The organism is Rhizobium sp. AG855, assembly GCF_003610655.1.
Taxonomy (GTDB): Bacteria; Pseudomonadota; Alphaproteobacteria; order Rhizobiales; family Rhizobiaceae; genus Allorhizobium; species Allorhizobium wuzhouense.
This window is the reverse complement of sequence record NZ_RAQG01000003.1, coordinates 1,820,853-1,834,336: the sequence shown is the minus strand read 5'-3', so window position 1 is coordinate 1,834,336 and position 13,484 is coordinate 1,820,853. Positions and strand designations below refer to the sequence as shown.

Sequence of the window (13,484 nt, the reverse complement as noted above, 5' to 3'; positions counted from 1 at the left end):
TGCGAATTGTTTCGCGCTCCAGCCTTCATTTTGCAAGGACATTTTCCGCCGGGAATGTTTGAATTTCGGGGTCTGAAACAATGCGGCTGCGGCCGCGGAAAAAATGAGAGGAACGCTTGATGCGTGTCGGTTGCCCGAAGGAAATCAAAAACCATGAATATCGTGTCGGTCTGACCCCCGGTGCGGTCCGCGAATATGTGGCACATGGCCATGATGTCCTGATCGAAACGGGAGCGGGAGCCGGCATCGGCGCCGATGACCACGCCTATATCGCCGCTGGCGCGAAGATCGCAGCCTCCGCCAAGGACGTGTTCGATAAGTCCGACATGATCGTCAAGGTCAAGGAACCGCAGCCCTCCGAATGGGCGCAGCTGCGGGACGGCCAGATCCTCTATACCTATCTTCATCTGGCACCGGATCCGGAGCAGACCAAGGGCCTGCTCGACTCCGGTGTGACGGCCGTTGCCTATGAGACCGTGACCGATGAGCGCGGCGGCCTGCCCTTGTTGGCGCCGATGTCGGAAGTCGCTGGGCGCCTGGCGATCCAGGCGGGTGCAACGGCCCTGCAGAAGGCCCATGGCGGCCGCGGCATCCTGCTCGGCGGCGTGCCCGGCGTCCTTCCGGCCAAGGTCACCGTGATCGGTGGCGGCGTGGTCGGTCTGCATGCGGCCAAGATGGCCGTCGGCCTTGGTGCGGACGTCACCATTCTTGACCGCTCTCTTCCGCGCCTGCGCCAGCTCGACGACATCTTCGGTGGCCGTGTGCACACCGTTTATTCGACGATCGACGCACTGGAGCAGGAATGCTTCTCGGCCGATCTCGTCATCGGCGCGGTTCTGATCCCAGGGGCCGCTGCCCCGAAGCTCGTGACCCGCGAAATGCTCTCCGGCATGAAGAAGGGCGCCGTCATCGTCGACGTCGCCATCGACCAGGGCGGCTGCTTCGAGACTTCGCATGCCACGACCCATTCCGACCCGACCTATGTGGTTGACGGCATCGTGCATTACTGCGTCGCCAACATGCCGGGCGCCGTTCCGATCACCTCGGCCCATGCGCTGAACAATGCGACCCTGGTCCATGGCCTGGCCCTGGCGGATCGCGGTCTGCGGGCGATTGCCGAGGACCGCCACCTGCGCAACGGCCTCAATGTGCACAAGGGACGTGTCACCAACAAGCCCGTTGCCGATGCGCTCGGTTACCCGGCCCATGCGCCGGAGGCCGTGTTGAACGTAGCGTAAGGTCGCACTCTCCGGTCACCTTACGTTACGTCTGGCCGGCAGTTGTATTGTGTTCACGGCCGATCTGGGCCGGCCATCCCATCGGCCGGCCCATTTTTTTATGCCGGCGTGTCAGCCGGGCAGGGAGCCTCGGGTGGATGGGGTGAAAAACCGGCGGTAGAGGCGGCCGTCGATCAGCACCAGCCCGGCGACGATCGTCGCCATGCCGATGAAGTGCTGGGTCGCGAGCACCTCGCCGAGAAAGAGCCAGCCGAGCAGGATGGCGCTCACCGGAATGAGGAAGGTGACCAGCATCAGGTTCGTCGCACCGGCGGAGGCCAGGATGCGGAAGAAGATGATGTAGGCGAGGGCAGTGGAGACGAGCGCGATCGCGACGATCGCGGCGATCGTCGGGATACCCGGAACGGGCAGGGTCCAGGGCCTGTCGATGAAGAGGGCAAGCGGGATCATCAGGACGGCAGAGGCCGAGATCTGGCCCGTAGCCGTGACGATAGGGTCGATGCCCATCGCCTTGAACCGACGGCCAAAGATGCCGGCGAGCGAATAGGAGAGCGCTGCCCCGAGTACGGCAAGTTCGGCCAGGAGATGCGAGCCGAGCCCCGACAGCGCCGAAGGTCCGATCATCAGCGCCACCCCGGCAAAGCCGACGATCGTGCCGGCGAGCCGCCCGCCGGTCATCTTTTCGTCGCGGGTCAGCAGATGCGCGACCAAGACACCGAAGAGCGGCGTCGTCGCATTGAGGATCGAGGCGAGGCCGCTGGCGATATGGCCCTGTCCCCAGACGATCAGCGAAAAGGGGATCATGTTGTTCATCAGCCCCATGCCGAAGAAGGCGGCCCAGACCTTCAGCGATCTCGGCATCGGCACGCCTGCGATCCTGAGGCCGACGAGAAGGGCGAGGGCCGCGAGCCCGACCCGCGCGGCGACGATGGTGAAGGGCGGCAACTCCTTGACCGCGATCCCGGTGAAGAAGAAGGAGCCGCCCCAGATGACCGAGAGAGCGGTCAGCATGGCCCAGTCGCGGCCGCTCATGCTTTTTGAGGTCGTCATATCGTGTCTCCAACTGCGCTTGCGGCATTCCTGCCTATATGGGAAAAACTCAATCATAGGGTCCAGGTTCCTGAATGGTTCTGGCGGCCTGTGGTCTCGTTGTCTGTCCGATAGCTAGCCTGAACCGCAGGTGCTGGACAAACGACGATTTCTGCGAGAACGATTGAGGAAAACTAAATCATGAAGATGGTTTTGCCGCCGCTCAATGCGCTCAGGGCCTTCGAGGCGACAGCGCGCCACCTGAGCATGACCCGCGCGGCCGGCGAGCTTCATGTGACCCCAGGCGCGATCAGCCTGCAGATTCGCGAGCTCGAAACCGCGCTCGGCCTGCCGCTCTTTCTGCGCCGGCCGCGCGCCCTTGTGCTGACACCGGAAGGCACGGCCTACGCGGCAAGAATCCAGGCAGCCTTCGCGCTGATCCGGGAGGCGACGGCGGAGGTGACCGTGCAGCGCCGGGCAGCCACTTTGTCGGTGACCTGCACGGCGAGCGTTGCGGCCCAATGGCTCCTGCCGCGGCTGGCGGCATTTCAGGCCGAGATGCCGGATATCGACATCCAGATCAACAGCTCCAATCGCCTGTTCGACCTGGAACGCGATGGCATCGATCTCGCCATCCGCCATGGCAGCGGACGCTATGACGGGCTCTCCAGCGTGTTGTGGATGGAGGACGGCCTGCTGCCCGTTCTGAGCCCCGAGCTCGTGCGGCGTGCCGGCACGATCCAGCATGTCTCCGATCTGGCCGAGATCCCGCTGCTGCATGACGAAAACACCGACGACTGGCGCAAATGGTTGTCCGAGATGGGGGCGGCCGGCATCGATGCGGGGCGTGGTGCCGTCTTCAGCGGCGGCAACGGTGCCATCGAGGCGGCTCTCGCCGGCCTCGGCGTCGCACTCGTGCGCTACGCCTTTGTCGAGCGCGAGATCGCCGCCGGACGGCTTGTAGCCCCCTTCGAGCATACGATTACGCAGGCCTATGCCTATTATCTGATCTCGCCTTTCTCGGCCCTTCGCCGGCCTGAGGTCGTTGCCTTCCGTGACTGGTTGCTGCGCGAGGTCGGGCGTCTGCCGCCGGCTTGATCCCAGATGTGACATGGACGTCAGGCGGCCTTGTCTGCGTTGTCCCGGCGCTCGATCCGGCACTGGTAGCAATTGTTGCGGGCGGAGCGCACATGCACATAGGCGATCTTGGGATCTGTCAGGAGACTTGCCGCGCGGCCCGCGATCTCCGCCGTGGGTGTGACGGCGCCGGTACCATAGACGATGCGGTCGTCGGCGCCGTAGCCGCGAACGATGTAGTCGGGTCCCGATAGCATGGGCGGCAGGATCTCGGCTGCGGCATAGCGCGGGCAGGCTTGGCCATGGAGAAAGATCGGTCCCGTTTCGGCATAGGGCTGCAGCGTCGGAAAGGGGCGATAGGCAAGCGTCAGATAGTCCTCGCCGGCGCCAATCTCGTTGAGGCAATGGCGGCAAGGATAGCCGCCTGGCGAGACACGGCGTTCGGGGGCAAGTCCGTAGGCGTCGGCTGCACCGGCGCGGTAGGCTGAAGCCTCGTGCTCGCCAATGGCAACGAAGCGAATTTGGGGTGTCATGGTGGGATCTCCGTGAGGATGGAACGATGTCCATCCTTCGACCGGATCAGCAGAGCCGGCCACCCGATTCCTGCGCTTGGAGAGGACAATCGGCCATCACGTGCTGCAGGCGCCATGTCACCCGGATGTGGTCGGGCCGAACAACAACCGTCTCAGCGGATGAAATCGTCGATCCGGCGCAGGGTCACGCGGCGATTGCGCCAATCCGGCGCCTCTGTCGGGACGAGGAGAAAATCCTCGCCGTAACCCACCGTCTCCATCAGGCGCGGCGGAACGCCGAATTCTCGCGCGAGCACGAGCCGCAGCGATGCGGCGCGGCGCTCCGACAGGATCTGGTTCGACATGGCGGTGCCCACCGCATCGGTATGGCCTTCGATCAGGAAGCGCACGCCGCGCCGCCGCCTCAGGATCTGCTCCATGGCGCGGGCAATCTGCTGCACCTTGCGATACTCCGAGCGCGGGATTTCGGCCGATCCGGTGGCAAAGTTGATCGCCTGGATATCGATCGAGGGGGCCGCGCGGCGCAGGTCCGGCCGGCGCTTGAATTCGTTGAGCGTAACGCGGCTCTCCGGTGCGATCTGCCGCAACGGCGCGGCATCGAGCCGGCGCAGGATCATCTCCTCGCTCGGCCCCTCCTGCGCCAGGCCGACCTTGATCGAGGCAAGGGTCGCGCTGACGCCGACGCCTGCCAGAAATGCCCGTCTTTTCATTGATTCCCCCGTGTCTCCCTGTGCCGGAGTGTGTCAGAGAAGGCGTGAATTGCAATCCGGCGGAGGCCGGCTGACCTCTATATTTCGGGGGGTGGAAACAGGGTTTGGAGAGTGGCGAAACCGCAAGCCGGAAGGTCTGATTTCCCCGAAAAAAGCATTTCTCCTGCCTCCTGACTCGGGGCAGTGTTGATCCCATGCGAATCGGGATCGGGGGCATTCCAGATGAGATCACTGAAAACCTGTTGTGCCATAGGGCTGGCGTCCGTTGCGGCCTTCTTTTCCACGCCCGCCGATCGGGTGAGCGCCGCCGATCTGACGGCCGAGCAGATCGCGGAGGGGCAGAAATTCATCGTCAACAATGCGCTCTTCATCCTCTTTCATGAATCCGGCCACATGCTGGTGTCCGAGCTTGGCCTGCCGGTTCTCGGCCGCGAGGAGGATGCCGTCGACGCCTTGTCGTCCGTCATGCTGCTCGAAAGCGAGGACGAGGACCTGAAGGAAGCCATGCGGGATGCGGCAGACGGCTGGTTCCTGATCGACGAAGCCAATGGCGATGCGCTGGACGACAGCGATTTCCTCGATACCCACGGGCTTGATCGCCAGCGCGCCTATTCCATCGTCTGCATGATGGCCGGCGCCGATGCGGACTATTTCAAGACCTTCATCGATTCGCTCGACTTCCCGGCCGAGCGCCGCGAGGAATGTGTCGAGGAATATGCCAAGATCCGCGACAGCTGGTTCGGGCTGTTGGAAGCGCATCAGGACGAGGCCAAGAAATCCAAATTCACCGTGACCTATGAGCCGGCCAACAATGCCGATCTTCAGCCCTTCGCCGATCTCCTGAAGGAGAACCAGGTTCTGGAGACGATCGAGGCGACCTATGGCGAGGGCTACGACATTCCCGACGGCATCAAGGTGACCGGCAAGACGTGCGGCACGGAAAACGCCTTCTGGCATCCCGGCGACCGCGAGATCACCTATTGCTACGAAATGGCCGCCTATCACGCCGCCCTGATGGTCAACTACTTCAACAACCAGAATGCCCCGGCCGACGCTGATGCCGAGCAGGCACAGTCAGAGAGCCCGGAAGCCGAGGCGAATGCCAATACGGTCAAGCTGAAATTGAAGGACTGATCAGTGTTAGTGGTTAGAGAAGACGCATAGATCCTACAGAAAGCACCCCGAGATGAAGTGGCGACTATGGCTTGTGGCAGTATTCTCGGCGGGGTGCTTCATCGGCTATGAAATTGCACATGGACGCCAGGAAACGTATTTTGAAGCAAACGACGTAAGTCACTTCTTTTTCCGCAATCCAGTTCTCGAGGCGCCGATGAATGTGGTCGTCTTGGGGGATTGGGAAACAGTTTGCGTCAACCCTTCACAGCCTCCCGACCCTAGCAAAAAGCTGTTTGGAACAGTCGTTGACGAGGGACTGCTGGACTATCTGTCGAAGATCGTCGTTCTGCATTCGAATGGAGATTGGGGCATCATGAATTTCGACGAGAGATACTATACCGTCTTGTCTGAGAAGGAATGCATGCCGCTCCGCGACGTATGGGTCAAACGAACCGTTGCCACGACAGTAGATGACGATCCCGATGGAATACCTTTCGCGATGACGACCTTTGAACTTCGTCAGAGGCAGCCCTGAGACTTATCCGTCCCGCTTCATCAGCGCCATTAGCTCCTGCTCGGTCATCGGATCGATCAGAGCGTTGGTGGTCGCGACCGGCGAGAAGCCGAACTGCTGGTAAAGCTGCAGCGCGCGCGGATGGTCGAGCGAGTTGGTGGTGACGGTGACCCGCTTCGGATTGCTCGTCCAGGCGGAGTATAGCGCCTGCAGCAGGAACCATTTGCCGATGCCAAGCCCCAGCCCGTGTTCGAACAGGCCGAAATAGGAGAGTTCGACCAGGTCATCGCTTTCCTGCGACAGCTCGTAGAAGCCGCAAGGGGCGCCATCGACATAAAGCACCGAGATCGACACCTTCGGATTGTGAATGATCGCCTTCAGCTGCTCGTCGGTCATGCGCAAACGCTCATACCAGTGCCAGCGGGCGCCGACCTGGCGATGCAGGAAGCGGTAGAAGGCGAGCGGAATCTCATGCGTGCGCATGATGGCGGTCTGGATATTGACCGGCACCGGCAGGCTCGACTTCGGCGGCGAGGTCATTTCGAGGCGTGTGACATGGGCAGTGAGCGGCGCGGTCGCCTTGGAGTCGGCAATTGGCTCGGCAGCGCCCGTTACAACAGGCGTATCGCTTTTTGAGCCCCATTCCGACCAGGAACCGTCATACAGCGAATTGTCGCTATGCCCCAGGCTTTCGAGCGCCAGCGTCACGACGGCAGCGGTGACACCGGAGCCACAGCTGGTGACCACAGGATTGTTGAGGTCGATGCCGGCATTGATGAAGATCGAGCGCAGGGTGGCGAGATCTTTCAGCCGGCCGTTTTCGGAGAGCGAGGCGGCGGGCACGCTGCGCGCCCCCGGCATATGGCCGGAGCGCATGCCGGCCCGCGGTTCCGGCTCCTCGCCGGTGAAGCGGCCGGCGGGGCGGGCGTCGGCGATCTGCTTGTCGCCCTCGTCGGCGATGCCGGACATCTGGTCGAAGGAGGTGATCTTTGCCCGGTCGAACTGGGCTTCGAAGGTAACAGGTGCCGGTTCGGGCAGATCGGTTTCGAGGCGGCGCCCTTCCGCCTTCCAGCCATCGATCCCGCCCTCGAGCACATAGACGCGGCGTGCGCCCATGACACGGAACATCCACCAGACGCGGGGGGCGGAGAAGAAGCCCGGACCGTCATAGACGACGATCGTGTCGTCCGCGGAAATGCCGAGCTGGCCAACGGCCTGCGCGAAGAAGGACGGCGAGGGCAGGGAATGCGGCAGGCCGGTGGTGGTGTCGGCAATCACGTCCTGATCGAAGAACACCGCACCCGGGATATGGCCGGAGGCATATTCGACGGCACCGTTGCGCCCCTGCGCGGGCAGATACCAGGAGGCGTCGACGACTTTAAATCCGGGCGCCCCGAGGTTCTTTTCGACCCAATCCGCCGAAACGACGAAACGGCTTCTTTCACCGGACATGCACTTCTCCCGTAATTGCCTCAGGCAGAAGCGTCCGGGGCTCCAAAGCGAATGCGGAACCGGCGGTTCTCCTTGCCCTTCTTTTCAATCTTGGCGATATGAATCGCACCGACCTCCTGGGTCTCGGAAACATGTGTGCCCCCGCAGGGCTGGCTGTCAACGGCGGAGTTCTCGCCGATGCAGACAAGGCTAACGCGGCCTAAGCCAACGGGTGGGCGGACATTCTTCGACTTGACGATGCCAGGGTTGCCGGCGAGCTCGTCATCCGTGATCCACTGAAGGTATACGGGATGGTTTTCACCGACGAGTTTCATCAGGTCTGCCGTCACCTGATCCTTGTCGATCGTCTCCGCCATGTCGAAATCGACCCGGCTTTCTTCTTCGCCGACGGCCGCCCCGGTGATCGGATAGGAGCAGACGACCGAGAGCAGATGGCAGGCGGTGTGCATGCGCATCAGTTTGTAGCGGCGCGGCCAGTCGACATGCAGCACGAGTTTTTCGCCGGGCAAGGGCAGGGGCTCACCCTCCGCCGGACGATGGAGGATGATGTCCTTGCTGGCACCGTGTCGCGTTTCGGAAAGCTGGATGCGGCTGCCGTCTTCGCGTTCGAGGAAGCCGGTATCGCCTGGTTGGCCACCGGAGGCGGCATAAAAGCAGGTCTGGTCGAGTTCGACTGTGCCGTCCTCATGAACTGATGTCACCACCGCCTCCGCCGTCGAGAGATAGAAATCGTCGCGGTAGAGGGCGATGGTGGTCATGGTACTGCTTTCAATGGATGTCAGGCGGTCTCGAAGGGGAGATCGAAATCGGCGCGCTTTTCGAGCCACGTCGGGATCGGCAGGTTCTTGGAGCGCAGGAAGTCGGGGTTGAACAGTTTTGACTGGTAGCGATTGCCGTAGTCGCAGAGGATCGTCACGATGGTGTGGCCGGGGCCGAGTTCCCTGGCGAGACGGATGGCGCCGGCAATGTTGATGCCCGACGAGCCGCCGAGGCACAGGCCCTCGTTTTCGACGAGATCGAAGACGATGTCGAGCGCTTCGGCATCGGGGATCTGATAGGCGAAATCGGGGGTGAAGCCTTCGAGGTTCGCCGTGATGCGGCCCTGGCCAATGCCCTCGGTGATCGAGGAGCCCGAGGATTTGAGCTCGCCGTTCTTGTAATATTCGTAGAGCGCCGCACCCTCGGGATCGGCAATGCCGATCTTGACGCCGGGTTTCCTGTTGCGAAGGCCGATGCCGGTGCCGGCAAGCGTTCCGCCCGAGCCGACCGCGCAGATGAAGCCATCGACGGCGCCGCCGGTCTGCTCGAAGATTTCCTTCGCCGTCGTCTCGATATGGGCGTCACGATTGACCGTGTTGTCGAACTGGTTCGCCCAGATCGCCCCGTTCGGCTCGGTCTTTGCAAGCTGGGCGGCGAGACGACCGGAGATCTTCACGTAGTTGTTGGGGTTCTTGTAAGGCACCGCCGGCACTTCGACGAGTTCGGCGCCGAGCAGCTTCAGCGCGTCCTTCTTCTCCTGGCTCTGGGTTTCCGGGATGACGATGACGGTGCGATAGCCGAGCGCCTTGGCAACCAGCGTCAACCCGATGCCGGTGTTGCCGGCCGTGCCCTCGACGATCACACCGCCGGGGCGCAGCAAGCCGCGCCGCTCGGCATCGCGGATGATGAAGAGGGCCGCGCGATCCTTCACCGACTGGCCGGGATTGAGGAATTCGGCCTTGCCGAGAATGGTGCAGCCGGTCGCCTGCGAGGCGCCCTTCAGCCGGATGAGGGGCGTATTGCCGATCGCTTCGAGAACCGAGGGATGAAATGCCATGAGATGTGCCTTTTCGTCTGACGCGGACACTAGAACCAAATGCGCGGGGAAGAAAACCGGGGTGCCGCGCAATTTTGTCCTTCTGGACAAAATTATGCGGGTTAAGCGGCTGGCGCGGGATTGAAACGGTGTTTTCGGCTTGGAGGCCGTCAAAGGCAAGGAATGGCTTTTCGCGCAGCGACGGAGGGAGGGAAAATGCGTTCGGGGGAGTTAGGTGCGGAAGGCTTCCGGAAAATCACAGGCCACGCCGAGAGGCATGAAGTGTCTCAGATTGGCGGTGATCAAGGTCAGCCCATAGGCCTTGGCGGTTGCGGCAATCAGGATATCGGCGAAGCCCGGATGGGCACCCGTTGCTGTCGCGACATCATCGAGGCCGCCGGCGATCCGGGCGACGATGGGATCAACAGGGAGGACGTGGTCGCCGAAAGTTTCGGTGATCGAATCGAGCCAGGCACTCAAGCGCTGCGCCCTGTCTACGCCACCAAGACGGTGCAGGCGGCGCACGCCCTTCTCGATCTCGGCCAAGGTGATGGTTGATACGTAGAGGATATCGCCCTGTTCCCGGAACCACATCCGCATCGCCTCAGACGGCGCCTGCTTCCGGTCGGGCGAAAAGAGGGAGATGATATTGGTGTCGATGAGGAAGCCGCTACTCAAGCTCGGCATCCCGCATGGGAGATGGGTTGCGTTCGAGATCGGCAGGGCCGGGATAGGACATCAGGAACTCGCCGAAGTTCGGCCTCGGCTTCGCCATCGCCCGTTTCGCCGCCTCTCCGGCCTCGACACTGACCAGCATGGCAGCAGGTTTTCCGTGGCGGGTGATCGTTACGAACTCGCCATTGGCTGCTTCGTCCACGAGGCTCGCAAAACCGGCCTTGGCATCGGCAACACTCATGCTCGACATGGGGATCTCCCGAGATGACTATATGTGGTCATTTTAGCGGAGGGTACGGTGTCGATCAAGCGAACGATCTCCACGGACTTTCAAGGCTGGAAGCCTAGGCCCTCACTCCGCCTTCAACCCCTGAAACGCCGCCATCGCCGCATCCCGTGCCTTGCCGTGATCGACGATCGGCAGCGGATAGGTCTTGCCGAGGTTGACGCCTGCCTCCTTCAGCGCCGTCAGCGGCGCCTCCGATGGCTTGTGTATGAATTTATCCGGCATGTCCTTCAGCTCCGGCACGAAGCGGCGGACGTAAACGCCCTCGGGGTCGAATTTCTCGCCCTGGCTGGTCGGGTTGAAGATGCGGAAGAAGGGGGCGGCGTCGGCGCCGGAACCGGCGACCCATTGCCAGCTGGCGGCATTGGATGCCGGATCGGCATCGACAAGCGTGTCGCGGAACCAGCGCTCGCCTTCGCGCCAGTCGATCAAGAGATCCTTGATCAGGAAGGAGGCGACAATCATGCGCACGCGGTTGTGCATCCAGCCGGTCTGCCAGAGCTGGCGCATGCCGGCATCGACGATCGGGTAACCGGTCTGGCCCTTTTTCCATTTCTCCAAGAGGTCCGGCGCATCGCGCCAGGGGAAGGCGTCGAATTTGGCACTCCAGTTGCGGGTGGACAAATCCGGGAAATGAAAGAGCAGGTGATAGGAGAAATCGCGCCAGACGAGTTCCTTGCGGAAATGGATATAGTCTTCGCTGGAATAGTCCTCCGACAGACCGCGCGTCGCATGCCAGACGCTCGCTGGCGAGATTTCGCCGAGCGCGAGATGCGGCGATAGCATCGAGACATGCGCTTCGCCGGGGAAATCGCGGCGGGTGCGGTAGCCCTTGAGGCCGGACTGGACGAACGCGGCGAGCCGCTTTTGTGCGCCGGTCTCGCCGGGCTGCCAGGGACCTTCGAAGGATTTGGCCCAATTGGGTTTCGTCGGCAAGAGCGCCCAGTCTTCGAGCGCTTCGCTTTTGGGAGGCGAGGCGGGCGAGGGGATGCGGGCCGGCGCCGGGATCGGTTCGGCCGGTTCGCCGGACGCTTCAAGTGCCTTCCAGAACGGAGTGTAGACACGGAAATTGCCGCCGGCCCCGGTCTTCAGCTTGGTGGGTTCATGCAGGATCTGGCCGGCGAAGCTGCGCACGACCAGCCCGCGCTCGGTCAGATCAGCCTTGATCGCCTTGTCGATGGCAATGCCCGGCGGATCGTAGCGCCGGTTCCAGAAGACGGCGTCGGCGCCCGTCTCGGCAATCAAGGCTTTGAGCATCTCGGATGCCGGCCCCCGGCGCAAGACGAGCCCGCTGCCATGGTGCTTCAAAGAGCTGGCAAGGGCCTCCAGCGAATGATGCAGCCACCAGGCCTGCGCTGCCCCGAGCGGGCCGGTGCCGGCGTCTTCAGGTTCCAGGATATAAACCGGGATGACCTCGGCGCCCTCATCGACGGCGGTGGCAAGGGCTGCGTTGTCGGCAAGCCGCAGATCCTTGCGGAACCAGAGAAGGACGGTTTTCGGACGGGAGGGAGCGGCATCAGCGGGCATGGCAATCTTCTTGTCGTTGGCTTTGTCTAAGCCATACGCAGCCCGCGGGCGGAAAGATCACGCATGTCCGCGCTTTTGTCCGCCGTTGCCTCCTCCTGCGTTCGGGCGGCTTCTCAGTCGCGACGATGTCGGACGCAGGCTTGGCCCGTTATGCGGCCCCGCGGCTGCCGGTGCGCAGCCGATCCTGTTCGGCGCGCAGCAGCGCCATGATCTTCTCGGCGTTTTCGCGCACATAAAGCCGGTGCAGCTTTTCGGCGACGGGCGCGGTGGTCAGCAGGCAGGTATAGCCCTCCCGCTCGTACCAGCGGAAATCCACCACATTGTCCATGTTCACGAAGAGGGGGAAGCCATCCCCGTCATGAAGCTGGAGCCACATCGGCCTATTCTCCTGCATGCTTTGATCGGTCAAAATCTGCAAATGCGAATAGCAGCCAAAGATGAAGAGGGGGTTTCAGACCGGACGACGCTGCGATCATGGCGGATCATGCAGTGCCGTCGGATTGAAGGAGAAACAAAAAGGCCTGCGCAGCATTATCCGCGCAGGCCTTTTAAGAATGAGATGGCTCCCCGGGCCGGATTCGAACCGGCGACCTGTCGATTAACAGTCGAATGCTCTACCGCTGAGCTACCAGGGAACAGCCGCTTGGCGCGGTGTGAGCGGGGTAATACTGATGCTCGGTCCGTTTGCCAAGCGGTTTTTCAAAAAAAATGTCATCGCCTTGTTTTTATTTGTGGACCACCCATCTGCTCGAGCGGGGGCGGATGCTGAAGATCGCTGCAATTGCTGGAGTTTGAGACCTTGGCAGAACGACATTACCGCATCGACCAGGCCCGTGGTCGCCTCGTGCTGGGCCGTTTCGAGATCCCGATCCCCCGTTCCAGGGCGGGTCGGATCGCAACAGGGTCTGCGCTGATCGGCGGCGGGATTCTCGGTTTCCTGCCGGTGCTCGGCTTCTGGATGGTGCCGCTCGGCCTCGTCGTGCTCTCGCATGACCTCGCTTTCGTCCGCCGCCGCCGCCGCCGAGCAGCCGTCTGGTGGAGCCGCAGAAGGGCGGCACGCCGGGGGCCGCCCGTACAAGGCTGATCGCCGCTCCCCGATGCCCCCGGACATGTCTTAGTGAAATGCGCGCGCTTTCAAAGCAGCGTAGAAAGCTCAGACAGTCGGGGCACACCGAACGGCGATCCTGCCCGAACGGTTCCTCCGAAAAAAAATGGGTGAGGGTGAATGATCAACCTCCAGACGGCGGGGATCCCGATGATACTCACGCCACAAGACTTCAGCATCATGGAAGACGCGATGCGCGGTATCGGTGCGCTCAGCAGTGGACGTGACCGCGATATCCATCGGGAAAGCGTCGGCAAGGCGGTGATCAAGCTCTATCTCGCAGGCATCACCGATCCAACCAAGCTCGCGGAAGCCGCAGACACGCTGTCTGCCATGCGTCTGCTCAATCGGCGGGGGTGAGCGGGCGAGAGTGGCGCCGCTTTTTGGAGGGCCGCGCAAGCGTGTGTCGAAAAACAGCCGATTCCCG

16 protein-coding genes and 1 tRNA gene are annotated in these 13,484 nt (G+C 62.4%); 6 read left to right on the top strand and 11 right to left on the bottom strand.

The window, feature by feature from the left end:
* Positions 1-119 precede the first annotated feature (119 nt).
* Positions 120-1,238, top strand: a complete 1,119-nt coding sequence (ald, locus tag DFO46_RS08965; RefSeq protein ID WP_120277065.1) for an alanine dehydrogenase — start codon at positions 120-122, stop codon at positions 1,236-1,238.
* A gap of 111 nt (positions 1,239-1,349) precedes the next feature.
* Here the strand turns inward: ald and DFO46_RS08960 are convergent, their stop codons facing one another.
* The gene (locus DFO46_RS08960; RefSeq protein ID WP_245422540.1) at positions 1,350-2,288 is read right to left on the bottom strand and encodes a DMT family transporter; all 939 of its coding nucleotides are present in this window, start codon (positions 2,286-2,288) and stop codon (positions 1,350-1,352) included.
* Between the two features lie 180 nt (positions 2,289-2,468).
* On the opposite strand from DFO46_RS08960, the gene gcvA reads away from it, so the two are divergent.
* Positions 2,469-3,365 carry a transcriptional regulator GcvA gene (gene gcvA / locus DFO46_RS08955; protein WP_120277064.1) on the top strand — a complete coding sequence of 299 codons (897 nt, stop codon included), beginning with the start codon at positions 2,469-2,471 and terminating at the stop codon, positions 3,363-3,365.
* Positions 3,366-3,385: 20 nt separating this feature from the next.
* On the opposite strand, the gene DFO46_RS08950 is transcribed toward gcvA, so the two are convergent.
* Positions 3,386-3,877, bottom strand: coding sequence for a DUF1203 domain-containing protein (locus tag DFO46_RS08950; protein WP_120277063.1), 492 nt, complete (start codon positions 3,875-3,877; stop codon positions 3,386-3,388).
* A gap of 152 nt (positions 3,878-4,029) precedes the next feature.
* The gene (locus DFO46_RS08945) at positions 4,030-4,587 is read right to left on the bottom strand and encodes an OmpA family protein (RefSeq protein WP_120277062.1); all 558 of its coding nucleotides are present in this window, start codon (positions 4,585-4,587) and stop codon (positions 4,030-4,032) included.
* A gap of 222 nt (positions 4,588-4,809) precedes the next feature.
* Between DFO46_RS08945 and DFO46_RS08940 the strand changes: the two genes are divergently transcribed.
* Both DFO46_RS08940 and DFO46_RS08935 read left to right on the top strand, forming a co-directional pair.
* Positions 4,810-5,721, top strand: a complete 912-nt coding sequence (locus tag DFO46_RS08940; protein ID WP_120277061.1) for a DUF4344 domain-containing metallopeptidase — start codon at positions 4,810-4,812, stop codon at positions 5,719-5,721.
* 52 nt (positions 5,722-5,773) lie between these two features.
* Positions 5,774-6,238, top strand: coding sequence for a hypothetical protein (locus DFO46_RS08935; RefSeq protein WP_120277060.1), 465 nt, complete (start codon positions 5,774-5,776; stop codon positions 6,236-6,238).
* Positions 6,239-6,241: 3 nt separating this feature from the next.
* On the opposite strand, the gene sseA is transcribed toward DFO46_RS08935, so the two are convergent.
* From sseA to DFO46_RS08895, 8 genes are all read right to left on the bottom strand, one after another.
* Complete coding sequence (gene sseA, locus DFO46_RS24315) at positions 6,242-7,669, bottom strand: 3-mercaptopyruvate sulfurtransferase (protein WP_120277059.1); 1,428 nt, start codon at positions 7,667-7,669, stop codon at positions 6,242-6,244.
* Positions 7,670-7,689: 20 nt separating this feature from the next.
* A complete protein-coding gene (locus tag DFO46_RS08925) occupies positions 7,690-8,427 on the bottom strand; it encodes an alanyl-tRNA editing protein (RefSeq protein ID WP_120277058.1) in 738 nt (245 codons plus the stop codon).
* Between the two features lie 20 nt (positions 8,428-8,447).
* Positions 8,448-9,485 (bottom strand): cysteine synthase A, encoded by a 1,038-nt coding sequence (locus tag DFO46_RS08920; RefSeq protein ID WP_120277057.1) that lies wholly within the window; start codon positions 9,483-9,485, stop codon positions 8,448-8,450.
* 210 nt (positions 9,486-9,695) lie between these two features.
* Positions 9,696-10,142: a type II toxin-antitoxin system VapC family toxin gene (locus DFO46_RS08915; RefSeq protein WP_245422539.1), complete on the bottom strand. Its 447-nt coding sequence runs from the start codon at positions 10,140-10,142 to the stop codon at positions 9,696-9,698.
* Positions 10,135-10,389: a type II toxin-antitoxin system Phd/YefM family antitoxin gene (locus DFO46_RS08910; protein WP_110793193.1), complete on the bottom strand. Its 255-nt coding sequence runs from the start codon at positions 10,387-10,389 to the stop codon at positions 10,135-10,137. Before DFO46_RS08910 ends, DFO46_RS08915 begins: the two co-directional genes overlap by 8 nt.
* 102 nt (positions 10,390-10,491) lie before the next feature.
* Positions 10,492-11,952, bottom strand: coding sequence for a deoxyribodipyrimidine photo-lyase (locus DFO46_RS08905; protein ID WP_120277055.1), 1,461 nt, complete (start codon positions 11,950-11,952; stop codon positions 10,492-10,494).
* 148 nt (positions 11,953-12,100) lie between these two features.
* Positions 12,101-12,328, bottom strand: a complete 228-nt coding sequence (locus DFO46_RS08900) for a hypothetical protein (RefSeq protein ID WP_110793191.1) — start codon at positions 12,326-12,328, stop codon at positions 12,101-12,103.
* 184 nt (positions 12,329-12,512) lie between these two features.
* Positions 12,513-12,587: transfer RNA gene (locus tag DFO46_RS08895), tRNA-Asn, on the bottom strand.
* 164 nt (positions 12,588-12,751) lie between these two features.
* On the opposite strand from DFO46_RS08895, the gene DFO46_RS08890 reads away from it, so the two are divergent.
* Together DFO46_RS08890 and DFO46_RS08885 are read left to right on the top strand one after the other, a co-directional pair.
* Positions 12,752-13,036: a hypothetical protein gene (locus tag DFO46_RS08890; protein WP_183041867.1), complete on the top strand. Its 285-nt coding sequence runs from the start codon at positions 12,752-12,754 to the stop codon at positions 13,034-13,036.
* A 141-nt stretch (positions 13,037-13,177) separates the two neighbouring features.
* The gene (locus DFO46_RS08885; RefSeq protein ID WP_110793190.1) at positions 13,178-13,417 is read left to right on the top strand and encodes a hypothetical protein; all 240 of its coding nucleotides are present in this window, start codon (positions 13,178-13,180) and stop codon (positions 13,415-13,417) included.
* Positions 13,418-13,484: the final 67 nt, after the last annotated feature.

Excerpts from the sequence above, each read along its gene's own strand:
- DFO46_RS08905 (WP_120277055.1), bottom strand. The coding sequence starts at position 11,952 with ATGCCCGCTGATGCCGCTCCCTCCCGTCCGAAAACCGTCCTTCTCTGG.
- DFO46_RS08960 (WP_245422540.1), bottom strand. The coding sequence starts at position 2,288 with ATGACGACCTCAAAAAGCATGAGCGGCCGCGACTGGGCCATGCTGACC.
- DFO46_RS08940 (WP_120277061.1), top strand. The coding sequence starts at position 4,810 with ATGAGATCACTGAAAACCTGTTGTGCCATAGGGCTGGCGTCCGTTGCG.
- DFO46_RS08950 (WP_120277063.1), bottom strand. The coding sequence starts at position 3,877 with ATGACACCCCAAATTCGCTTCGTTGCCATTGGCGAGCACGAGGCTTCA.
- DFO46_RS08945 (WP_120277062.1), bottom strand. The coding sequence starts at position 4,587 with ATGAAAAGACGGGCATTTCTGGCAGGCGTCGGCGTCAGCGCGACCCTT.
- DFO46_RS08920 (WP_120277057.1), bottom strand. The coding sequence starts at position 9,485 with ATGGCATTTCATCCCTCGGTTCTCGAAGCGATCGGCAATACGCCCCTC.
- DFO46_RS08910 (WP_110793193.1), bottom strand. The coding sequence starts at position 10,389 with ATGTCGAGCATGAGTGTTGCCGATGCCAAGGCCGGTTTTGCGAGCCTC.
- DFO46_RS08885 (WP_110793190.1), top strand. The coding sequence starts at position 13,178 with ATGATCAACCTCCAGACGGCGGGGATCCCGATGATACTCACGCCACAA.
- sseA (WP_120277059.1), bottom strand. The coding sequence starts at position 7,669 with ATGTCCGGTGAAAGAAGCCGTTTCGTCGTTTCGGCGGATTGGGTCGAA.
- ald (WP_120277065.1), top strand. The coding sequence starts at position 120 with ATGCGTGTCGGTTGCCCGAAGGAAATCAAAAACCATGAATATCGTGTC.
- DFO46_RS08935 (WP_120277060.1), top strand. The coding sequence starts at position 5,774 with ATGAAGTGGCGACTATGGCTTGTGGCAGTATTCTCGGCGGGGTGCTTC.
- DFO46_RS08900 (WP_110793191.1), bottom strand. The coding sequence starts at position 12,328 with ATGTGGCTCCAGCTTCATGACGGGGATGGCTTCCCCCTCTTCGTGAAC.
- gcvA (WP_120277064.1), top strand. The coding sequence starts at position 2,469 with ATGAAGATGGTTTTGCCGCCGCTCAATGCGCTCAGGGCCTTCGAGGCG.
- DFO46_RS08925 (WP_120277058.1), bottom strand. The coding sequence starts at position 8,427 with ATGACCACCATCGCCCTCTACCGCGACGATTTCTATCTCTCGACGGCG.